Annotated in this window: 16 protein-coding genes; 13 read left to right on the top strand and 3 right to left on the bottom strand. The window is 73.9% G+C overall.

Annotation, left to right across the window (positions count from 1 at the left end):
* Positions 1–9: 9 nt before the first annotated feature.
* Positions 10–225, top strand: a complete 216-nt coding sequence (locus AB0L45_RS24225) for an I78 family peptidase inhibitor (RefSeq protein ID WP_365843214.1) — start codon at positions 10–12, stop codon at positions 223–225.
* Between the two features lie 163 nt (positions 226–388).
* Here the strand turns inward: AB0L45_RS24225 and AB0L45_RS24220 are convergent, their stop codons facing one another.
* Both AB0L45_RS24220 and AB0L45_RS24215 read right to left on the bottom strand, forming a co-directional pair.
* A complete protein-coding gene (locus AB0L45_RS24220) occupies positions 389–1,411 on the bottom strand; it encodes a phosphatase PAP2 family protein (protein WP_365843212.1) in 1,023 nt (340 codons plus the stop codon).
* A 265-nt stretch (positions 1,412–1,676) separates the two neighbouring features.
* Complete coding sequence (locus AB0L45_RS24215; protein ID WP_365843210.1) at positions 1,677–2,855, bottom strand: hypothetical protein; 1,179 nt, start codon at positions 2,853–2,855, stop codon at positions 1,677–1,679.
* A 211-nt stretch (positions 2,856–3,066) separates the two neighbouring features.
* Between AB0L45_RS24215 and AB0L45_RS24210 the strand changes: the two genes are divergently transcribed.
* Both AB0L45_RS24210 and AB0L45_RS24205 read left to right on the top strand, forming a co-directional pair.
* The gene (locus tag AB0L45_RS24210) at positions 3,067–4,686 is read left to right on the top strand and encodes an MFS transporter (RefSeq protein ID WP_365843208.1); all 1,620 of its coding nucleotides are present in this window, start codon (positions 3,067–3,069) and stop codon (positions 4,684–4,686) included.
* 130 nt (positions 4,687–4,816) lie between these two features.
* On the top strand, positions 4,817–6,013 hold the full coding sequence (locus AB0L45_RS24205; RefSeq protein ID WP_365843206.1) for an acyl-CoA dehydrogenase family protein: 1,197 nt from the start codon (positions 4,817–4,819) through the stop codon (positions 6,011–6,013).
* A gap of 71 nt (positions 6,014–6,084) precedes the next feature.
* Here the strand turns inward: AB0L45_RS24205 and AB0L45_RS24200 are convergent, their stop codons facing one another.
* Complete coding sequence (locus AB0L45_RS24200) at positions 6,085–6,537, bottom strand: cell division protein SepF (protein ID WP_365843204.1); 453 nt, start codon at positions 6,535–6,537, stop codon at positions 6,085–6,087.
* Positions 6,538–7,420: 883 nt separating this feature from the next.
* Here AB0L45_RS24200 and AB0L45_RS24195 point away from each other — a divergent pair.
* The 10 genes from AB0L45_RS24195 to AB0L45_RS24150 all read left to right on the top strand — a co-directional run bounded on the left by AB0L45_RS24195 (position 7,421) and on the right by AB0L45_RS24150 (position 19,577).
* Positions 7,421–9,334: an FAD/NAD(P)-binding protein gene (locus tag AB0L45_RS24195; protein WP_365843202.1), complete on the top strand. Its 1,914-nt coding sequence runs from the start codon at positions 7,421–7,423 to the stop codon at positions 9,332–9,334.
* A gap of 52 nt (positions 9,335–9,386) precedes the next feature.
* Positions 9,387–10,427 carry an LLM class flavin-dependent oxidoreductase gene (locus tag AB0L45_RS24190; protein ID WP_365843200.1) on the top strand — a complete coding sequence of 347 codons (1,041 nt, stop codon included), beginning with the start codon at positions 9,387–9,389 and terminating at the stop codon, positions 10,425–10,427.
* Positions 10,428–10,480: 53 nt separating this feature from the next.
* Positions 10,481–11,770, top strand: a complete 1,290-nt coding sequence (locus AB0L45_RS24185) for an NtaA/DmoA family FMN-dependent monooxygenase (RefSeq protein WP_365843287.1) — start codon at positions 10,481–10,483, stop codon at positions 11,768–11,770.
* Between the two features lie 4 nt (positions 11,771–11,774).
* Positions 11,775–12,578 (top strand): DUF1684 domain-containing protein, encoded by an 804-nt coding sequence (locus AB0L45_RS24180; RefSeq protein ID WP_365843198.1) that lies wholly within the window; start codon positions 11,775–11,777, stop codon positions 12,576–12,578.
* Positions 12,579–12,833: 255 nt separating this feature from the next.
* Positions 12,834–13,742, top strand: coding sequence for a S1 family peptidase (locus tag AB0L45_RS24175; protein ID WP_365843196.1), 909 nt, complete (start codon positions 12,834–12,836; stop codon positions 13,740–13,742).
* Positions 13,743–13,931: 189 nt separating this feature from the next.
* Positions 13,932–14,885, top strand: coding sequence for a slipin family protein (locus tag AB0L45_RS24170; protein WP_365843194.1), 954 nt, complete (start codon positions 13,932–13,934; stop codon positions 14,883–14,885).
* A gap of 447 nt (positions 14,886–15,332) precedes the next feature.
* Positions 15,333–16,397 carry a S1 family peptidase gene (locus AB0L45_RS24165; RefSeq protein WP_365843191.1) on the top strand — a complete coding sequence of 355 codons (1,065 nt, stop codon included), beginning with the start codon at positions 15,333–15,335 and terminating at the stop codon, positions 16,395–16,397.
* 819 nt (positions 16,398–17,216) lie between these two features.
* The gene (locus tag AB0L45_RS24160) at positions 17,217–18,080 is read left to right on the top strand and encodes a GNAT family N-acyltransferase (RefSeq protein ID WP_365843189.1); all 864 of its coding nucleotides are present in this window, start codon (positions 17,217–17,219) and stop codon (positions 18,078–18,080) included.
* Positions 18,077–18,964 (top strand): lysophospholipid acyltransferase family protein, encoded by an 888-nt coding sequence (locus AB0L45_RS24155; RefSeq protein WP_365843187.1) that lies wholly within the window; start codon positions 18,077–18,079, stop codon positions 18,962–18,964. The genes AB0L45_RS24160 and AB0L45_RS24155 overlap by 4 nt, the downstream gene beginning before the upstream one ends.
* Positions 18,957–19,577, top strand: a complete 621-nt coding sequence (locus AB0L45_RS24150) for a VTT domain-containing protein (protein ID WP_365843185.1) — start codon at positions 18,957–18,959, stop codon at positions 19,575–19,577. The genes AB0L45_RS24155 and AB0L45_RS24150 overlap by 8 nt, the downstream gene beginning before the upstream one ends.
* Positions 19,578–19,681: the final 104 nt, after the last annotated feature.

Below are 19,681 nucleotides of genomic sequence, written 5' to 3'. Positions count from 1 at the left end.
GTGGCTGCCATGGCACCCGTACCGAACTCCCCTTTCGAACCCGACGACGACCCCGAGGCCTATGTCGGGCTGGCGCAGGAGACCGCCGAGGAGCGCGCCCGCGCACGCGGCTGGAGCACGGTCCGCTCCCTGGCGCCGGGCTCGATCATCACCATGGAGTACCTGGGGGGCCGGCTGAACTTCGAGGTCGAGGACGGGTCCGTGACCCGCAGCTGGAAGGGCTGAGCGGCCGGCCGCGGCCCCGGCCGGGCGGACGCGGACCCCGGCGGACAGGGACGGAACGGCCTGCGGCAAGGCGACGGCCCCGGCGCTCCAGGAGGCGCGGCCGGGGCCGTCGGCCGCGCGGGGGAGAGGCTGTGCGTACCGTCCCCGCGGGTCGTGGCGGCGGTCAGCTGCCGCCGGTACGGCCGCGGACCGGGGCCGGGGCCAGCGGCGCGGTGCGTGGCGCGCGGTCGGCGTGCGGCGGGCGCCGGCTGCCGGTCGGCGTGACCGGGGTGCGCTCGGAGCGGACCGTGTGCGGCCGCGCCGGGTGGTGCGGCCGGGTGTCCGCGGCGCGGGCGGCGGTGCCGGGGCGCGCGCCGCCCATCGTGTCCCGGACCAGCACCTCTTCCTCGGGCGCCGGCCGCGGCGCGGACAGGCCGGAGCGGGCGTGGGCCGGGGCGAGCGGTGCGGGCACCGGCGTACGGCGGGTGCGCAGCCGCAGCCACAGGTCCGTCAGCCGGGTCTCGGCCCACTCCACGCCGGGCTCGAACCACGGCAGCGCGAGCAGGACCAGCAGTCCCGCGGCCCAGCCGAGCAGCACATCGCTGACCCAGTGGGTACCGAGGTAGACGGTGGTCATGCCGACACCGAGGGCGCCGAGCGCGGCGATCACGGACAGTGCCCGGCGGCGCAGCGGCGTGGTCGCCAGGTAGGCCAGCACGCCCCAGGTCACGACGGCGTTCGCGGTGTGGCCCGAAGGAAATATATCGCCGCCCAGCCACATCTCGTTGGCGCCGATGGTAGTCGCGTAGTGCGGGCCGAGCCGGCCCATGCCCAGCTTGGCGGCGCCCGCGGTGATGTTGAGCAGCAGCAGCGAGGTGCCCAGCACCAGCAGCGGGTGCAGGTTCTTGGTCCGCCAGCAGCGCCAGCCCAGCCAGGCCGCCACGGCGACCGCGGTGGGGCCGCGCTGGCCCAGGACCACGAAGTAGTCCAGGAAGGCGTGGATCTCCGGCCACTGCTTGTACGGCCGGAAGAGCATGGCCTGCCAGTCGAAGGTGACCAGCCATGAGGTGGCGAGCACACCGGCCACGATCGCCACGTACACCGCGAGCGTGCCCCCGAACAGCCACCAGCGGGTCCGGGTCATGCGTGACGGCGGGCGGTCGGGCGGGTGCTCCTCCATCTGGTCGAGCTTGTCATCGGTACGCACTCAATCGACGTTACCGCGTGTGATGTCGGTGCTTGGTCAAACTGTGAGCTTTGTAATGACGATGTGATGTGCAATCTGTCTCAATCGCGACTTTGGCCAGGGATTTTCGGAAGGAATTCAACAGCCGCCGGAACAGTTCCGGGAGGGGTGTCGGAGGGTGACCGCACAGGGCCCTTTCCAATTCGCCGACGGAGTTTATCGCCGATTCGCGCGGGTGTCGCGGCAGGTTTCCCGGGCAGGCCGTTACGGAAGGGAATCCTCCGTTCTACGGCGGACCCGAACCGTTCAGCCAGAACGCCCCGTACACCGCCGACCCCGCGCTGACCAGGACCGTCACCGTCCAGGCCCACGCCGGACGCCACCGCGCCAGCCCCGCGGCGAGCGGCAGCAGCAGCGGATAGGCGGGCATCATCAGCCGCGGCTTGGAGCCGAAGTACCCCTTGGCCGTCAGCGCCAGCAGCAGCACGACGCCGCCGTAGACGAGCAGCGGCAGCGGCTGCCCCCGGCGCGCGCCCACGACATGGAGCCACACCACGAGCGCGACACCGACCAGCAGCCCGAGGCCCGCCGGAAAGCCGAGGTCCCACAGGAACGAGGCGAAGGCCGCGCCGCCGTCGAAACCGTTGCCCCAGCCGCCCTGGACGTCCAGGTACGCCGTGGGACGGCCTTCCCGGGCGCCGACCCAGAGGACATAGCCGCACCAGCCCAGCGGCGCCAGCAGCACGCCGGACAGCATCCGCCGGTGCCGGCTCCAGCGCGGGCCGCCGCCCGGCGGGCGGTCCCGCCACAGCGTCACCGCCGCGGTGATCCACACGGCCGCGACCGCCGCGGCCCCCACCGGCCGGGTCAGCCCCGCCAGCGAGGCCAGCACCCCCGCGGTCACCCACCGCCCGGTCAGTACGCACCACACACTCCACGCCGCCAGCGCGGTGAACAGTGACTCCGAGTACGCCATCGACTGCACGATCCCCACCGGCAGCGCCGCCCACAGCGCGGCCAGCGCCACCCCGGCCCGCGGCCCGTGCAGCCGCTCACCGGTCAGGTACAGCGCCCCGGCGGCCGCGAGCGACGCGAGCCAGGACACCAGCAGCCCCGCGTCGGCCGCGGACAGCGACGTCACCGCCGACAGTCCCCGCTCCAGCCACGGCAGCAGCGGGAAGAACGCCAGGTCGGAGTGGACGCCCCCGTCGGCCGGCCGGACGCTGTAGCCGTACCCCTGCTCGGCGACCCGGGCGTACCAGAGGGAGTCCCAGCGGGCGCTGAGCAGCGTGTGCCAGCTCTTGCCGTGCGCGGCGGACCAGACGGCCAGGACGACGAGCCCCAGCGCCCGGATCCCGGCGTACGCGAGCAGGGCCGGGGCGGCCCGGCGCAGCGCCGGGAGCACCCGGCGGCCCCGGCCGGAGCCGGTCCGCTCCGGAACGCGGAGGGGGGCAAGATCGTTCATCAGGCCGATTATCCCGTGGCCGGAGTCCGCCGTCCGTCAGCGGGTATGGGAACCGCCGAGCCCTGCGATGAGCGTCTCATCGTGGGGTGAGCCACGCGTCACGTCACGCGACTCGCGTAGTCTGACGTCTCAACTCGCCCGTCCGACGGTTCGCCGGAGCGTTTCCCGCTTCCCGGCACGCGGCCGCGAGAGCATGACAGGAGGTACGCGAATGTCCGGGACGACCACGTCCGGCAGCGAGCGGACGGCGGGTGTTCCCCGGCATGGAGGTGGCGGCGCAGGCCGCTGGACCGTTCTGGTCGTGCTCTGCGTCAGCCTGCTGTTCGTCGCGCTGGACACCACCATTCTGTACGTGGCGGTGCCCTCGGTCACCGAGGACCTGCGCCCCGGGCCGGTGGAACTGCTGTGGATCGTGGACATCTATCCGCTGATCGCGGCGTCCCTGCTCATCCTCTTCGGCACGCTCGGCGACCGAGTGGGCCGGCGCCGCATCCTGCTCCTGGGGTACGGCCTGTTCGGCGCGGCCTCGGCCGCCGCCGCACTGGCCCCCGACCCGCAGATCCTCATGGTCGCCCGCGCCTTGCTCGGCATCGGCGGCGCGATGATCATGCCGGCGACGCTGTCGATCCTGCGCCAGGTCTTCCCCGACCGGCGCGAACGGGCGGTCGCCATCGGCGTGTGGAGCGCGGTGGCCGCCGTCGGCGCCGCCGTCGGACCGGTCCTCGGCGGCTTCCTCGTCGAGAACTTCTGGTGGGGCTCGGTCTTCCTCATCAACATCCCGATGATGGCGGTCATGGCCCTGATAGGCCGCTGGCTGCTCCCGGAGTCCCGGGGTGAGCGCAACGGCCCCTGGGACACCGTCGGCGCCGTCGTCGCGGCGCTCGGCGTGCTCGGCGTCGTCCTCGGCGTCAAGCGCATCGGCAGCGGCGAGGCCCTGCTCGGCCCGACCACGCTGGGCTCCCTCCTCGCCGGCACCCTGCTGCTCATCGTCTTCGTACGGCGCCAGCGCAAGCGCGAGCATCCGCTCATCGACATGCGGCTCTTCGCCCGCCCGGCGTTCGGCACCTCGGTGGGCTGCATCGTGCTGGCGATGCTCGCCCTTGTCGGGCTCCAGCTCATAGCCGTGCAGTACCTCCAGCTCGTCCTCGGCCTGAGCCCCCTGGAGACCGGCCTGCGGATGCTGCCGCTGGTCTTCGCCGCGATGGCCGCCGGGCTGACCGGCTCGAAGGTCCTGCAGGCCGTCGGGCCCCGGGTGATGGTCTCGCTCGGCTTCGTCCTGACCGCGGCCGCGGTGCTCTGCCTGACCGCGATGGACGAGACGGACCGCCCCTGGCTGCTGATCCTGGGCTTCGTGCTGCTCGGCTTCGGCTTCCAGAGCACCCTGTTCGGTGCTTACGAGTCGATGCTCAGCGAGGCCCCCGCGGACCAGGCGGGCGGCGCCGCGGCCATCGGCGAGACCTCCTACCAGCTCGGCGCCGGCATCGGCGTGGCCCTGCTCGGCAGCGTCATGAACGCGGCCTACGCGCCGGGGCTGGCCCATGTGGACGGTGTCCCGGAGCGGGCGGCCGCCTCGGCCGCGCACTCGCTGGGCGAGGCGTACAAGGTCGCCTCCTCGCTCGGTGGCACGGCGAAGTCGGTGCTGCGCGACACCGCGCAGGACTCCTTCGTGCACGGGCTGCACGTCACGCTGGTCACCAGTGCCGTACTGCTGCTGGTCGGCGCGGCCATCGCGCTGCGCCTGCCGCGGCGGGCCGCGGAGGCGGGGGACCGGGCGGACGGGGACGGCACGCACTGCGGCACGGAGCCGGCGCGCGCGAATTCGGGGCGGTAGCGGAGCGGGGAGCGCGCGGGGCGCGCCCACCCGGGGGCTCTTGCCGCCGCGCCACGGCCGGCCGTAACGTCGGACCCGGATAACTAACACCGCTAGTTTTTGTGCGCGCGCAGCTACCGGAGGCCCCGCCATGTCCGCACCCCCGTCCTCGCAGCTCCCGCCCTTCGACGCGGCCGACCCGCTGGGCCTGGACGACCTGCTCTCCGACGAGGACCGCGCGGTACGCGCCACCGTCCGCCAGTGGGCCGGCGACCGGGTGCTGCCGCACATCGCGGAGTGGTACGAGCGCGGCGAGCTGCCCGGCATCCGTGAGCTGGCCCGCGAGCTGGGCTCGCTCGGGGCCCTCGGCATGGCGCTGACCGGGTACGGCTGCGCGGGCGCCTCGCACGTCCAGTACGGCCTGGCCTGTCTGGAGCTGGAGGCGGCCGACTCCGGCATCCGCTCGCTGGTCTCCGTACAGGGCTCGCTCGCCATGTACGCGATCTGGCGCTTCGGCTCCGAGGAGCAGAAGCAGCGCTGGCTGCCGGAGATGGCGTCCGGCGAGACCATCGGCTGCTTCGGCCTGACCGAGCCGGACCACGGCTCCGACCCGGGCGACATGCGCACCCACGCCAAGCGGGACGGCACCGACTGGGTGCTGACCGGCCGCAAGATGTGGATCACCAATGGGTCGGTGGCCGGTGTCGCCGTGGTCTGGGCGCAGACCGACGACGGCATCCGCGGCTTCCTCGTCCCGGCGGACACCCCCGGTTTCTCGGCGCCCGAGATCCGGCACAAGTGGTCGCTGCGCGCCTCGGTCACCAGCGAACTGGTCCTGGACGAGGTACGGCTGCCGGCCGACGCGGTGCTGCCCGGCGCCAAGGGGCTGGGCGGCCCGCTGCGCTGCCTGGGCCATGCCCGGTACGGCATCGTGTGGGGCGCGATGGGCGCCGCGCGGGCCAGTTTCGAGGCGGCGCTGGACTACTCCCGTACCCGTGAGCAGTTCGGCAAGCCGATCGGCGGCTTCCAGCTCACCCAGGCAAAGCTGGCCGACATGGCCGTGGAGCTGCACAAGGGCATCCTGCTCGCGCACCACCTGGGGCGGCGATTCGACGCGGGGCGGCTGCGGCCGGAGCAGATCAGCTTCGGCAAGCTCAACAACGTACGGGAGGCGATCGAGATCTGCCGGACGGCCCGGACGATCCTGGGCGCGAACGGGATCTCGCTGGAGTACCCCGTCATGCGGCACGCGACGAACCTGGAATCGGTGCTCACCTACGAGGGCACCGTCGAGATGCACCAGCTGGTGCTGGGCAAGGCGCTCACCGGTCTCGACGCGTTCCGGTGAGCGGGGCCCGGCCGGGCCCGGGGCGGCCGGCCGCCCCGGCCCCGGCCGGAACGACGCGCCCTCCCGGTGTGTCAGCTCTGGTTGAAGAAGCCGCCCTCGGCCCGGCGCCGGCCCGGCTCCCCGTTGAGGATCCGGTAGTCGGCCGGGGTGAGCAGGAAGACGCGCGTGGCGACCCGCTCGATGGAGCCGCGCAGCCCGAAGGTCAGCCCGGCCGCGAAGTCGACCACCCGCTTGGCGTCGGAGGACTCCATCGCGGTCAGGTTGACGATGACGGGGATGCCGTCACGGAACAGCTCCCCGATGGCGCGGGCGTCCCCGAAGCCCTCCGGGGTGACGGTGGCGATGCGGGTGCCCTGGTCCTGGGCGCTGTCGTCGGTGACCTGGACGCGCGGGTCGGTCACCCAGGGGCTGTTCCCGGTGCTGCCGGGCTCGGACCCCTCGGCGTAGTCGTCGTCGTAGTAGCGCTCGTCATCGTTGTCGTCGACGAGGCCCAGCCAGGCGCTTGCCTTGCGTACCGATCCCATTGACGCCTCCTCTCACCCGCGGTCTGTGTGTCCGCACCTCTATCGTCGTCCATGATGCGGATGCTCTGCCAAGTGGATAGCCGCCGCACGGGGGGTTCGTGACACATCTGGTGCAAAGAGGGTGGCATGGCGTCAGAACTGGGAAGAGTCGCGGGAACTGACCGTGTGAAGGCTGTCACATCGAGTGTCGGAACGTCCAGTGGCGGACCGGTACCCGATCGTTCTTGCATCCAAACCGGACAGAATACGAACCGCCCGTGTGCGGACGATGTCCCGTTCTGCCCCGTACGGGGGGTCAGGTGAACCCGGCCGGCCGCAGGGCAGGGGCGCGACGTTGACGACGGCGGCCCGGCGGCGCCGATGCCGGACTTTGTCGACAATCGGCGCTGCCGGGAACCGTGCGGTGTTCCGGAGCGCATGGGCACGCCGGGACGGGGCAGACGGGGAGCGAGGGTGAGGCGTGGAACGAGGATGAGACGCGGAGCGAGAGCGGGGCGAGGGGAAGGTGCGCCGGTGGACGCGGGTGTGTGAAGACGCGGCGGACGGGAGGAGGTGCCGCGGGCGGCCCGGCCGGAACGGCGACGGGCGGGCAGGGGGTCAGCTCAACAGGACGACGACCACACACGACCGAAGTCGATGTGGTCCCGGGTGACCAGCCACTGCCGTGAGTCCATGCGCCAAGTGGAACAGGCATCCGGTTTCCCGTCAACCACGGCATGCTCCGCTGCCCACAGTCCGGACAGCCTTGACAGCGGGGTGCCGCGGCCGCATAGCCTCAAGGATCGGCCGTGCTGAGGGGCGCGGTCCGGTACCGGCCTGCGGGCTCCGTGTGTGAAGACGCTCAACTCCCAGTGGGAACACTGCGTCCACGGAGCCTTCACGCATGTCTGCGACCCACCACGCGCTGTACGCCCCGCCGCCCCCGCGGCCCCGTCCTCCCTCGCCCCGCCCGGCGGTCGTCCTCGTCGGCGCGGGCCCACGCGGCACCGGCCTGATCGAGCGCATCGCCGCCAACGCCCCCGAGCTGTACGGCGACGCGCCCCTGGACCTGCACCTGGTCGACCCGTACCCGCCGGGCGCCGGACGGGTCTGGCGCCGCGACCAGTCCCCGCTGCTGTGGATGAACTCGACGGCCGAGGACGTCACCATGTTCACCGACGAGTCCGTCGAGCTGCGGGGGCCGGTACGGCCAGGCCCCTCGCTCGCCGAGTGGGCCGGCCGGGTGCGCGCCGGGGAGATCCCGGTGCCCGGCGAACTCGCTGAAGCCGTACGCGGGTTAGGGCCGCGGGGGTTCGCCGGGCGGCAGGTGCAGAGCGCCTACCTGGAGTGGGTGTACGCGCAGGCGGTGACCGCGCTGCCGGAGGGCGTCGCGGTGCACGAGCACCGTCGCCGCGCGGTACGGGTCGCGGGCCCGCGCGGCGGCCGGCAGCAGGTGTGGCTGGAGGGCTGCTCCACACCGCTCGCCGCCGACCTCGTCGTCCTCGCCCTCGGCCACCTCGACGCCCAGCCGCCGCCCGAGCAGCGTGACCTCGCCGCCTTCGCCGCCCGCCACCACTTGGCCTACCTGCCGTCCGGCTTCACGGCGGACGCCGACCTGGACGGCCTGGTCCCCGGCGAGCCCGTCCTCGTACGCGGCTTCGGACTGGCCTTCGTCGACCTGATGGTGCTGCTCACCGAGGGGCGCGGCGGCGCGTACGGGACCGGGCCCGGCGGGGAGCCGGTGTACCGGCCGTCGGGCAAGGAGCCGGTCCTGTACGTCGGTTCGCGGCGCGGCGTCCCGTACCACTCCAAGATCGGTTACCCCTGGCAGGGCGAACGGCCGCCGCTGCCGCGCTACTTCGGGCCCGCGCAGGTGGACGAACTGCTCGCCCGGCCCGGCGGCTACGACTTCCGGCGCGACGTCTGGCCGCTCATCGCCAAGGAGCTGGGCCACGCCCACTACCACCGGCTGTTCACCGCCCACCCGGAGCGGGTCCGCGCAGACCGGGCCGCCTTCGAGGAGGAGTACGCGGCGGCCGAACCGTTCGGCGCCGGCCTGCGGGCCCTGGTCGCCGCCGCCGTCCCCGACCCCGCCGACCGCCTCGACCTGGACGCCCTCGACCAGCCGCTCGCAGGCGTCCGGCACGCCGACGCGGACGCCCTCCAGGACGGGCTGCGGCGCTGCATCGAGGCCGACCTCGCCCGCAGACACGACCCCGCGCACAGCCCCGACCACGCCGTCTTCCTCGCCCTGCTGTCGGTGTACGGGCAGCTCGTACGGCTGGGGGACCACGGCCCGTGGTGGCACGGCTTCTTCAGCCACCTCGCCTCCGGGCCGCCCGGACCACGCCTGCGGCAGCTGCTCGCCCTGTCCCGCGCCGGGGTGGTGCGCTTCCTCGGCGCCGGTACCACCGTCACCGCCGATGCGGAGCGCGGTGCGTTCGTGGCCCGGAGCGAGAGCGTGCCGGGCCTGCGCGTCGAGGCCCGCGCGCTGGTGGAGGCGCGGATCCCGCAGCCCACCGTCGCGTGCACGAAGGACGCCCTGCTGCGCGGCCTGTACGAGGACGGTGCCGCCGCCACCCGCAGCGGCCTGCTCGCCGTCACACCTGGCGACGGCCGGGTGCTGGACCGCTCCGGACAGCCGCACCCCCGCCGCTTCGCGCTCGGCCCGCACACCGACGCCCGCGCCTCCGGCGCCTTCGCCCGGCCCCGTACCAACGCGCCCGCCTTCCGGCAGAACGACGCCACCGCGCGCGCCCTGCTGCGCTTCCTGCGCGAGCACGCCGTACCGGAACCGGCCGGCTGCCGGTCCCGCTGAGCATCCCCACGGCAGCCCGCCCCCTACGTGAACAGCGACGAAAGGCCGTCACATGACCCTGCCCCCCTGCTCCCTGCGCCCCCTGCACCTCGCCTTCGCACTCGACGGACCGCCCCGCAGGGCCCGCCGCGGCTCCGAGGCCTACGACCCGGAGCACTACGTCCGGCTGGCCCGGCTCGCCGAGCGCGGCACCCTGGACTTCGTCACCCTCGGCGACTCCTTCGCCCGGCCGGGCCCGGACGCGCTCGCCGTGCTGGCCCGGATCGCGCCGCGCACCGGGCGCATCGGCCTGGTGCCGGCCGTCACCACCACCCACACCGAGCCGTTCCACGTCTCGACCGCCGTCAGCACCCTGGACTGGGTCAGCCGCGGCCGGGCGGGCTGGACCGTGGAGGTGTCCAGGACCCCCGCCGAGGCCCGGCTCTTCGGCCGCCGGGACGCCGCGCCCGCCGACGCGCTGTGGCGGGAGGCCGGCGAGGTCGCCGACGTGGCCGCCCGGCTGTGGGACAGCTGGGAGGACGACGCGGAGATCCGCGACGCCGCCACCGGCCGGTTCGTCGACCGCGGCAAACTGCACCACGTCGACTTCCGCGGCACCTCCTTCTCCGTACGCGGCCCGTCCATCACGCCCCGGCCGCCGCAGGGCCGCCCGGTCGTCGCCGTCGACGCCACCGCCCGGGCCGCGCGGGAGGTGGCCGCGGCACACGCGGACGTCGCGTTCGTACGGGCGGAGGACCCCGCCACGGCGGCCGCCGCCCGCACCGCCCTGCGCGAGCGGGCCCGCGCCCTGGGCCGCGACCCGGACCGGCTCCGGGTGCTCGCCTCGCTGCCCGTCGAGCTGTACTCCTCCGGCGACGCCGTCGGGCTCGCCGACCTGCTCGGCGACTGGCACGCGGACGGCGCGGGCGACGGCTTCCACCTGCGGCCCGCCGACCCCGGACGCGACCTCGCGCTGCTCGTCGACGGCACCGTGCCGGTCCTCCAGCACCGTTGCCTGCTGCGCCGCTTCTACCCGGGCGCGACCCTGCGCGAGCACCTCGGCCTGCCGCGCCCGGCCAACCGTCACGCCTCGGCCCGGAAGGTCTCCTCGTGACCCCGCCCACCGCACCGTCCCGCACCCGGCCCGCCGCGCCGCAGCCCCGGCGCATGCACCTCGCGGCGCACTTCCCCGGTGTCAACAACACCACCGTCTGGAGGGACGCGGCCGCCGGATCGCAGATCGACTTCGACTCCTTCGAACACCTCGCCCGCACCGCCGAGCGCGGCCGCTTCGACTTCTTCTTCCTCGCCGAGGGGCTGCGGCTGCGCGAGCACAAGGGCCGCATCCACGACCTCGACGTCATGGGCCGGCCGGAGTCGATCACCGTACTGAACGCGCTGGCCGCCGTCACCGACCGGCTGGGCCTGGCCGCCACCGTCAGCGCCACCTTCAACGAGCCCTACGAGCTGGCGCGGCGACTGGCGACCCTGGACCACCTCAGCGCGGGCCGCGCCGCCTGGAACGTGGTCACCACCTCCGACGCCTTCACCGGCGAGAACTTCCGGCGCGGCGGCTTCCTCGCGCACGCCGACCGCTACACCCGCGCCGCCGAGTTCGTCGCCACGGCCCGCGAGCTGTGGGACTCCTGGACCGAGGGGAACGCGCCGCGGCCGGTCGACCACCGGGGCCCGCACTTCAGCGTCCGGGGCGCGTTCACCGTCCCGCGCAGCCCGCAGGGCCACCCCGTCATCATTCAGGCGGGCGGCTCCGCCGAGGGCCGCGACTTCGCCGCCGCCACCGCCGACGTGATCTTCACGCGGCACAGCACGCTCGCCGCCGGCCAGGAGTTCTACGCCGACGTCAAGGGCCGGCTGGCCGCCCACGGCCGCACCGCCGACGCCCTGAAGATCATGCCCGGGGTCACCTTCGTCCTCGGCGACACCGCCGCCGACGCCCAGGAGCGGGCCGCCGTCATCCGCCGCCGGCAGGTCTCGCCGCAGAACGCGCTGCTGGCCGCGGAACAGATCTGGGGCGTGGACCTGTCCGGCCACGACCCGGACGGACCGCTGCCGGACTTCGACCCGGACCCGGACGCGGAGCTGGCCCAGGGCCGCGTCCGGATCGCCGACCCGAAGGCGGTCGCCGACCGCTGGCGGGCGCTGTCCGAGGCCAAGGGCCTGTCCCTCCGCGAGACCGTGATCGAGACGACCGGACGGCAGTCCTTCGTCGGCACCCCCGCCGCCGTCGCCGAGGAGATGACCGCCCATGTGACCGCCCGCGCCGCCGACGGCTTCATCCTCGTACCCCACCTGACCCCCGGCGGCCTGGACGACTTCGTGGACCGGGTGGTGCCGCTGCTCCAGGAGCGCGGCGTGCTGCGCACGGAATACGAGGGCCCGACGCTGCGCTCTCACCTGGGGCTGCCGGTTCCGGTACGTCCCGCAGGGAAGGACTGACCGCATGAGCACCACGAGCAGCACCCGCACCGAGGCCGAGCAGCACTGGCAGACCTGGCACGAGCAGCGCACCGCCGAGATCACCGGGCCGTACGGCCCGCTCGCGCTGACCGCCACCCACTGGCTCGGCGACGCCCCCGACGGCCGCCTCGACGGCGTACCGGGCCACTGGAGCGCGGACGGCGACGCGGTGGTCCTGCGCGCGGCCCCCGCCGACGGGCTGACCGTCGACGGGGCCCCGCCCGCCGGCCCCGTACGGCTCGGTACGGACGCCGGCCCCGCGACGGCCCGGGTGGCGCACGACGGCCGGCGGCTGCCGGTGCTGCGCCGCGAGGGCGAGTGGGCCGTACGGGTCTTCGACCCCGGCTCCGAGGCGCGGCGCAGCTTCGGCGGGATCGACGTCTTCCCCTACGACGAGCGCTGGGTGCGGCCCGGACTGTTCCGGCCCTACGGCGCCGCGCGCACGGTGCGGGTGCCCAACGCCGACGGGCGGGAGCGGGGACTCGGCCTCGCCGGTGAGCTGGCCTTCACCCTCGACGGCGACGAACACACCCTCCAGGCCGCCGTCGAGGCGGACGGCACCCTGTGGGCCGTCCTCGCCGACGCCACCAGCGGCACGGACAGTTACCGCTTCCGCTTCCTGCGGACGCCCGCCCCGGCCGGCGACGGCACCGTGCCGGTGGACCTCAACCGCACCCTGCTGCCGCCCTGCGCCTTCGCTGGCCACTTCGTCTGCCCCTTCCCGCCGCCCGGCAACACGCTGCCCTTCGCGCTGCGCGCGGGGGAGCGGAACCGCCTCGTGCGCTGAGCCGTCACAGCCCTGACCGAGGGGGTCGACAGCCGCCCGGGCAGCGGGAGTCGGTGCTGCCGGGGCGGCTGTGTGTGCGGGTGCCGGTCGCGCGTCCGAAAGCCACCCTTGCGCGGGCGGGCCGGGCCCTCGAAACTCCCGAGCAGCGCTGTCCGGGGTACGCGCCGAAGGGACGTGCGGAGTCCCGCGTGCCCGCCGGGCGGCGCCCTACGGACCTGCCCAGCGGCAGGTCTTCCGATCCCCTCGGAGGTAGCAGTGAGGTTCGAGCGCACTACCCCCCGGAGCGGCATCGCGAGACGCGGCCGGCTGATCGCCGTCGCGTCCGGGCTGGCCGCGATCGGCGCCATGGCCCTGCCGACCGCCTACGCGGGCGAACCCGCCCCGCCCACCACGTTCAGCGCGTCCCAGCTCGCCGCTGTGAGCGACGCCGTACGCTCCGCGGACGTCGCGGGCACCGCCTGGGTCGTCGACCCGAAGACCCACAAGGTGGTCGTCCAGGCCGACAGCCGGGTCACCCAGGCCCAGCTCGACCGGATCGAGCAGGCCGCGGGCGCCAACGCCGCCGCCCTGAAGGTGGAGCGCATACCCGGCGTGCTGCGCAAGCTGATCTCGGGCGGCGACGCGATCTACGCGACCAGCTGGCGCTGCTCCCTCGGCTTCAACGTCAAGAAGGGCAGCACGTACTACCTCCTGACGGCTGGCCACTGCACCGACGGCAACCCGCCCTGGTACACCAACTCCTCGCGCACCACGAGCATCGGCCCGACCGCCGGGTCGAGCTTCCCCGGCAACGACTACGGCCTGGTCCGTTACAGCAACAGCGCCGTCTCGCACGAAGGGACGGTCGGCGGCCAGGACATCACCCGGGCCGGCAACGCCACCGTCGGCCAGACGGTCACCCGCCGCGGCTCCACCACCGGCACCCACAGCGGCAAGGTCACCGGTCTGAACGCCACCGTCAACTACGGCAACGGCGACGTCGTGTACGGCATGATCAAGACCACCGTGTGTGCCGAGCCCGGCGACAGCGGCGGCCCGCTCTACGCCGGCAGCACGGCACTCGGCCTGACCTCCGGCGGCAGCGGCAACTGCCGTTCCGGCGGCACCACGTACTTCCAGCCGGTCACCGAGGCGATCAGCGCGTACGGGGTCAGCATCTACTGACGCCCCGGGCGACACCCCCGCCCCACGCATGCAGCCGGCAGCACAAGAGCCCCCGTCCGCACCGGCGGACGGGGGTTCGTCACCGTGCGGGGGAGAGGCCGACGCGGACCCTCGACCGCCGCACGGACCGGTCATACCGTGGTGCGGACGCACGAACGCGGACATGGGCGCATACGGCAGGGGGCCGTGATGGTCGAGGAACTGGTGACGGCCGGGATCGCGCTGGCCTCGGCGGGCGCGGTGTACGTGATGGCGGCGGCGCGGGTGGTCAAGCAGTACGAACGGGGTGTCGTGCTGCGGCTGGGCAGGCTGACGTCGGTCCCGCGCGAGCCGGGCTTCACCATGATCGTCCCGGGGGTCGACCGGATGCGTAAGGTCAACATGCAGATCGTCACGATGCCGGTGCCGGCCCAGGAGGGCATCACCCACGACAACGTGACGGTCCGGGTGGACGCGGTGGTCTACTTCAAGGTCGTGGACGCCGCCGACGCGGTGGTCAAGGTCGAGGACTACCGTTTCGCGGTCTCCCAGGTCGCCCAGACCTCGCTGCGCTCCATCATCGGCAAGAGCGACCTCGACGATCTGCTCTCCAACCGGGAGAAGCTCAACCAGGGGCTGGAAGTGATGATCGACAGCCCGGCGCTGGGCTGGGGCGTGCAGATCGACCGGGTGGAGATCAAGGACGTGTCGCTGCCGGAGACCATGAAGCGGTCCATGGCGCGGCAGGCGGAGGCCACCCGCGACCGGCGGGCCCGGGTCATCAACGCCGACGCCGAACTCCAGGCGTCCAAGAAGCTGGCCGAGGCGGCCCAGGCGATGTCCGACCAGCCCGCCGCGCTGCAACTGCGGTTGCTGCAGACGGTGGTGGCGGTCGCCGCCGAGAAGAACTCGACGCTCGTGCTGCCGTTCCCGGTGGAGCTGCTGCGCTTCCTGGAGCGCTCCGGCCTCCAGGCGCAGGCGCAGACGGAGGCGTACGAGCGGCGGGGGGCCGCGGCGGTGCCGGAGGCCAGGCCGGAGGCTGGTCCGGAGGCCGCACCGGGGGCCGGGAGCGCGGCGCAGTCGCCTCCGTCGTCCGGAACCGCGCCGGGGGCCGAAGCGGCGGCCGCGCTGGAGGAGCTGCCGGAGGCGGAGCAGCTTCCCTGACGTGGGAGCGGCGGCTTCCGCAGGCGGAAAAGGCGTCCTGGTGTGCGAAGGAAGTCCCCCACTGGGCTGAATCTTCCGTGCGGCGGGCCGCTGCCGGTGGGTGAAGTCCGGCCTGGAACGTCGGTTTTCAGACAGGTGTAGACCGCGCCTGAGGCCCGTTCCCGGCCACTCCAACGTGTGCGTTTGGTGTCCGCACAGGGAAACGACGTGCGCGGATATCGGAACGCGAGACGAACGGCCGGTCGCACACGCTCCGTTCTCCAGACCGGATCTCGGTCTTGTGCACGAGCAGCGCCCCTCGGAATACTCGATACCGCGCATTGGCATGGACGCGACTTCCTGCGGCAGGCTGCGCAGGCAACTCCCGTTCCGTGTCTGTTCCTCAACACCTCCCGGGCCCGCGGCCCCCCACATACCGCGGCCCATCCCCCCACGGAAGGCTTTGAGTTGAAGCACCGACGGAAGACTCAGCGGCGCGCAACCCTGGCCGGCGCGGGCGCGCTGGCCCTCGCGGCCACCGCGACGCTCACCCTGGCCCACGCCGACGCGGCGGACGGACCGGCCGCGAAGCAGCTGACACCCGCCGCGGCCACCGCGCTCGCGTCCCAGCTCAGCGGCCACGCGGCCGGTTCGTACTACGACGCGGCGGCCAAGAAGCTGGTCGTCAACGTCGTCGACCGGAAGTCGGCCGACGCCGTACGGGCCAAGGGCGCCGAGGCCAGAATGGTCCGGCACAGCCTCGCCCAGCTCGACGCGGCCCGGCAGACGCTCAAGGAGCGGGCCACCATCCCCGGCACGGCCTGGGCGATGGACCCGCGGTCCAACAAGGTCGTCGTCACCGCCGACCGCACGGTCTCCGGCGCCGAGTTCGACAAACTGAACAAGGTCGTCAAGAGCCTCGGCAGCAAGGCCACGCTGCAGCGCAGCAAGGGCACGTTCACCCCGTTCATCGCCGGCGGTGACGCGATCTACGGGAGCAGCTCGCGCTGCTCGCTCGGCTTCAACGTCACCAAGGGCGGCCAGCCGTACTTCCTGACGGCCGGCCACTGCGGCAACGCCGTCAAGTCGTGGTCCGACAAGCAGGGCGGCCAGGAGATCGCCGCCACCGAGGACTCCAAGTTCCCGGGCAGCGACTACGCCATCGCCAAGTACACCGCGGACATCCCCCACCCGAGCGAGGTGAACACCTACAGCGGCGGGCCGCAGAAGATCACCAAGGCCGGCGAGGCGACCGTCGGCCAGAAGGTCACGCGCAGCGGCAGCACCACCCAGGTGCACGACGGCACGGTCAAGGCGCTCAACGCGAGCGTCAACTACCAGGAGGGCACGGTCGAAGGGCTGATCCAGACCAATGTCTGTGCCGAACCGGGCGACAGCGGCGGCGCCCTGTTCGACGGTGACGCGGCGGTGGGGCTGACCTCGGGCGGCAGTGGCAACTGCTCCACGGGCGGCGAGACCTACTTCCAGCCGGTCCCGGCGGCCCTGAAGGCGGTCGGCGCGGAGATCGGCTGACGGCAGTCGGCGGCGACATCGGCTTCGGCACCGACACCGGCATCGGCAGCGGTGCTGACGCCGAAGTCCTGAGCGCGGTCATTCCGTAGCGGAACGGCCCCCGGTGCAATTGCCGGGGGTCGTTTGCTGTTTGCACCTTTCTGGCGTTCCGGTGTTCCCGGTCGGCAAATGAATAGGAAAGGTGTCTGTGTAAATGCCGTCGGGTCGGCGGGTGTCGGCCGCGCGGAGGAAGGCGGGTCGGTGGTGGGCCTCGTCGGCTGCGGCCAGGACTTCCAGGGAATCGTTTTCATGACGGGCCTGGACGCCGTTGAAATGTTGACGAGAATGTCATGCGACCCGCCCATTCGAAGGAAGTGTGAGGCACCTCTCAGGCGTGCGGCCTTTCCGGGGCGGGGCTGGCAAATGTCCGGTATGCGGTTGTTTTGACGGCGTGGAGCGCGACGACTTCAGGAAGTCGGGAGCTCTTTGCCGAATTGCGCTTCCGGCTTTTCCGGTGTCCTCACCGGAACGGATTTGCCAAGCCCGGTGCGGCTGGCTCTAATGATGCATCAGCCCCGTGGCCGAAAAGAATCCGGCGGATGCCGGTGAGCCGCGCGCCGTGCCGATCGGCGCCGCCGCGCGAGGGCTCACGCGCTGCCGCCCCGTGGAGGGGGCGGGGCGGCAGCGCGGGCCGCGGCAAGCGCGCGGAGTTCACCCGATGGACCGCGGACGGCCCGACGAAAGTAGGGGGTCGCGGATGCCTTTCGGGCAATGTGCGGGCCGGGCGGGATTCCTAGCGTCGTAGGCGACCGGTTTCCCGTACGAGGAACAGGACCCGCCATGCTCCCGACCACCGCTCCGTCCCCGGCCACCGCCGCCGACCCCGCCCCCGCCTTCGCGTCCGCGCCGCCCACCGCCCCGGCGGACGGCGCCCGTCCCGCCTACGTCGCCTCGATCGCCGAGACGCCCGCGCAGATACGGGCCGCGCAGCGCCTGCGGTACGCGGTCTTCGCCGAGGAGCTGGGCGCCACCCTCCGTACACCCCTGCCGGGGCACGACATGGACGACTTCGACGACCTGGCGGACCACCTGATCGTCACCGAGACGGCCACCGGCGACGTGGTCGGCACCTACCGTCTGCTGCCGCCCGGCCGTACGGAACGCTCCTACTCCGACACCGAGTTCGACCTGCGCTCCCTGCACGCGCTGCGGCGGCGCACGGTCGAGGCGGGCCGCTCGTGCGTCCGCGCCGACCACCGGTCCGGCGCGGTCGTCAACCAGATGTGGGCGGCGCTCGCGCGTTACGTCACGCTGTCCGGGCACCGCTACCTGGCGGGCTGCGCCTCGGTGCCGCTGGACGACGGCGGGCGGGCGGCGGCGGACGCCTGGCTGCTCGGCGCCACCCGGCACGCGGCACCGCCGGACCTGCGGGTGCACCCGCGGCGCCCGTGGACACCCGGGCCGCCCGAGGCGGGGGAGCCGCTGCCCGGTGCCGGTGCCGGTGCCCCGGGCGCGGACGAGGTGGGCGGGCCCGGTTACGCGCGGCTGCCCCCGCTGCTCCGCGGCTACCTGCGGATCGGTGCCTGGATGTGCGGCGCGCCGGCCCACGACCCGGAGTTCGGCGTCGCGGACTTCTTCGTCCTGCTGGACATGGAGCGGCTCAACGACCGCTACCGCCGCTTCTTCCTCGGGGACGCCGGGTGAGCACCTGGGCCGCGACCTCGACCTGCACGCCGCGCTGCGCCCGGCACACCGCTCCGCGGGTGTCCGCCCTGTGCCGCGCCGGGCGCTACGCCGCGCTGGCCGGGGCGCTGGCCGCGGGAGCCGCCGCGGGGGAGCGGCTCGCCGACCCGCGGACGATGCGGTCACGGGCGGGCGCCGTGCTGCGGGCGCTCGGCGTACGGGTCGAGACCACCACCGTCGCCACCGCGGCTGTCGGAACCGGCACCTCCGGAGCCGTCCCCTGTCACACCGCCACCGTCCGGGCCACCCCCCACGGCGGGCCGCTCAGCGTGCCGCGCCCGGCGGGTGGCGGGCCGGGGCCGGGGACGCTGGTCGTCGCCGACCACATCTCCTGGCTGGACGTCATGGCGCTGCTGGCCGTCGAGCCGGTGACGGCGCTGGCCAAGCGGGAGATCGGCCGGTGGCCCCTGCTGGGCCCGCTCGCCAGGAAGGCGGGCACCCGGTTCATCGACCGTGAGGGCGTACGCGAACTGCCGCGCGTGGTGGCGGACCTGGCGGCGCTGCTGCGCGGCGGGCGCTCCGTGCTGGTCTTCCCGCAGGGCACGACCTGGTGCTCGGCGGCGGCCGGGCGGTTCCGGCGGGCGACCTTCCAGGCCGCGCTCGACGCGGGCGCGCCCGTACGGCCGGTGACGGTCTCCTACGTCCAGCACGGCGTCCCGAGCACGGTGGCGGCCTACCTCGGCGACGAGGGTTTCGGCAGTTCGCTGCACCGCGTGGCGGGCGCCGGCGGCCTCACCGTACGGGTCGCCGTCCACCCGCCGCTGGAGCCCGCGGGGGACCGGCGGGCGCTGGCCGAGCGGGCGCAGCGGGCCGTGTGCGCGGGGGAGCTGCCCGCCCATGGGTGACGTACTGGGGCAGGCGGTGGAGCTGCTGCGGGGGCAGCTGGACTCGCCGTGGCTGTGGGGGATCGTCTTCGTGGTGGCGGGGCTGGACGCGCTGCTGCCGTTCATGCCGAGCGAGACGACCGTGGTGCTGGTGGCGGTGCTGCTCGGCGCCGACCTGCCGCGGCTGGCCACGCTCGCCGCGGTGGCGGCGGCGGGCGCGCTGTGCGGGGACTGCCTCAGCCATGCGATCGGCAGACGGGGCGGGCCGCGGCTGATCGCCAGGCTGCTGCGCGGGGAGCGCGGCGGACGGCGGTACGCCTGGGCCCGCGACGCGGTCGCACGGCACGCGACGCTCCTGGTGGTCGCGGCGCGGTTCCTGCCCGGCGGGCGGGTGGCGGTGTGCCTGTCCACCGGCGGACTGCGGTTCCCGCTGCGGCGTTTCGTGCTGCTGGACGCCGCCGGCGCGAGCCTGTGGGCGGTGACGAGCACCGCGATCGGCGCGATCGGCGGGGCCGGGTTCGCCGAGGAGCCGGTCAAGGGGATGCTGCTGGCGTTCGCGCTGGCCCTGGTGGTGGTCGCGGGGGTGGAGGGGGGCCGCCGCATACGGGCCTCGCGCCCGTCCCGGGTGCGCTGACGGCCCGCCGGGCGCCGTACGGGAACGGCGGCGGCCCCCGGGCATCCGTGTGGATGCCCGGGGGCCGGCCGGTGGTGCGGCCGCGAGGTGCCCGGCGGCCGCAC

It is taken from the genome of Streptomyces sp. NPDC052496 (assembly GCF_040679095.1).
Taxonomy (GTDB): Bacteria; Actinomycetota; Actinomycetes; order Streptomycetales; family Streptomycetaceae; genus Streptomyces.
Note: the sequence above shows the minus strand (reverse complement) of the source record. Positions and strands in the feature narration are given on the sequence as shown.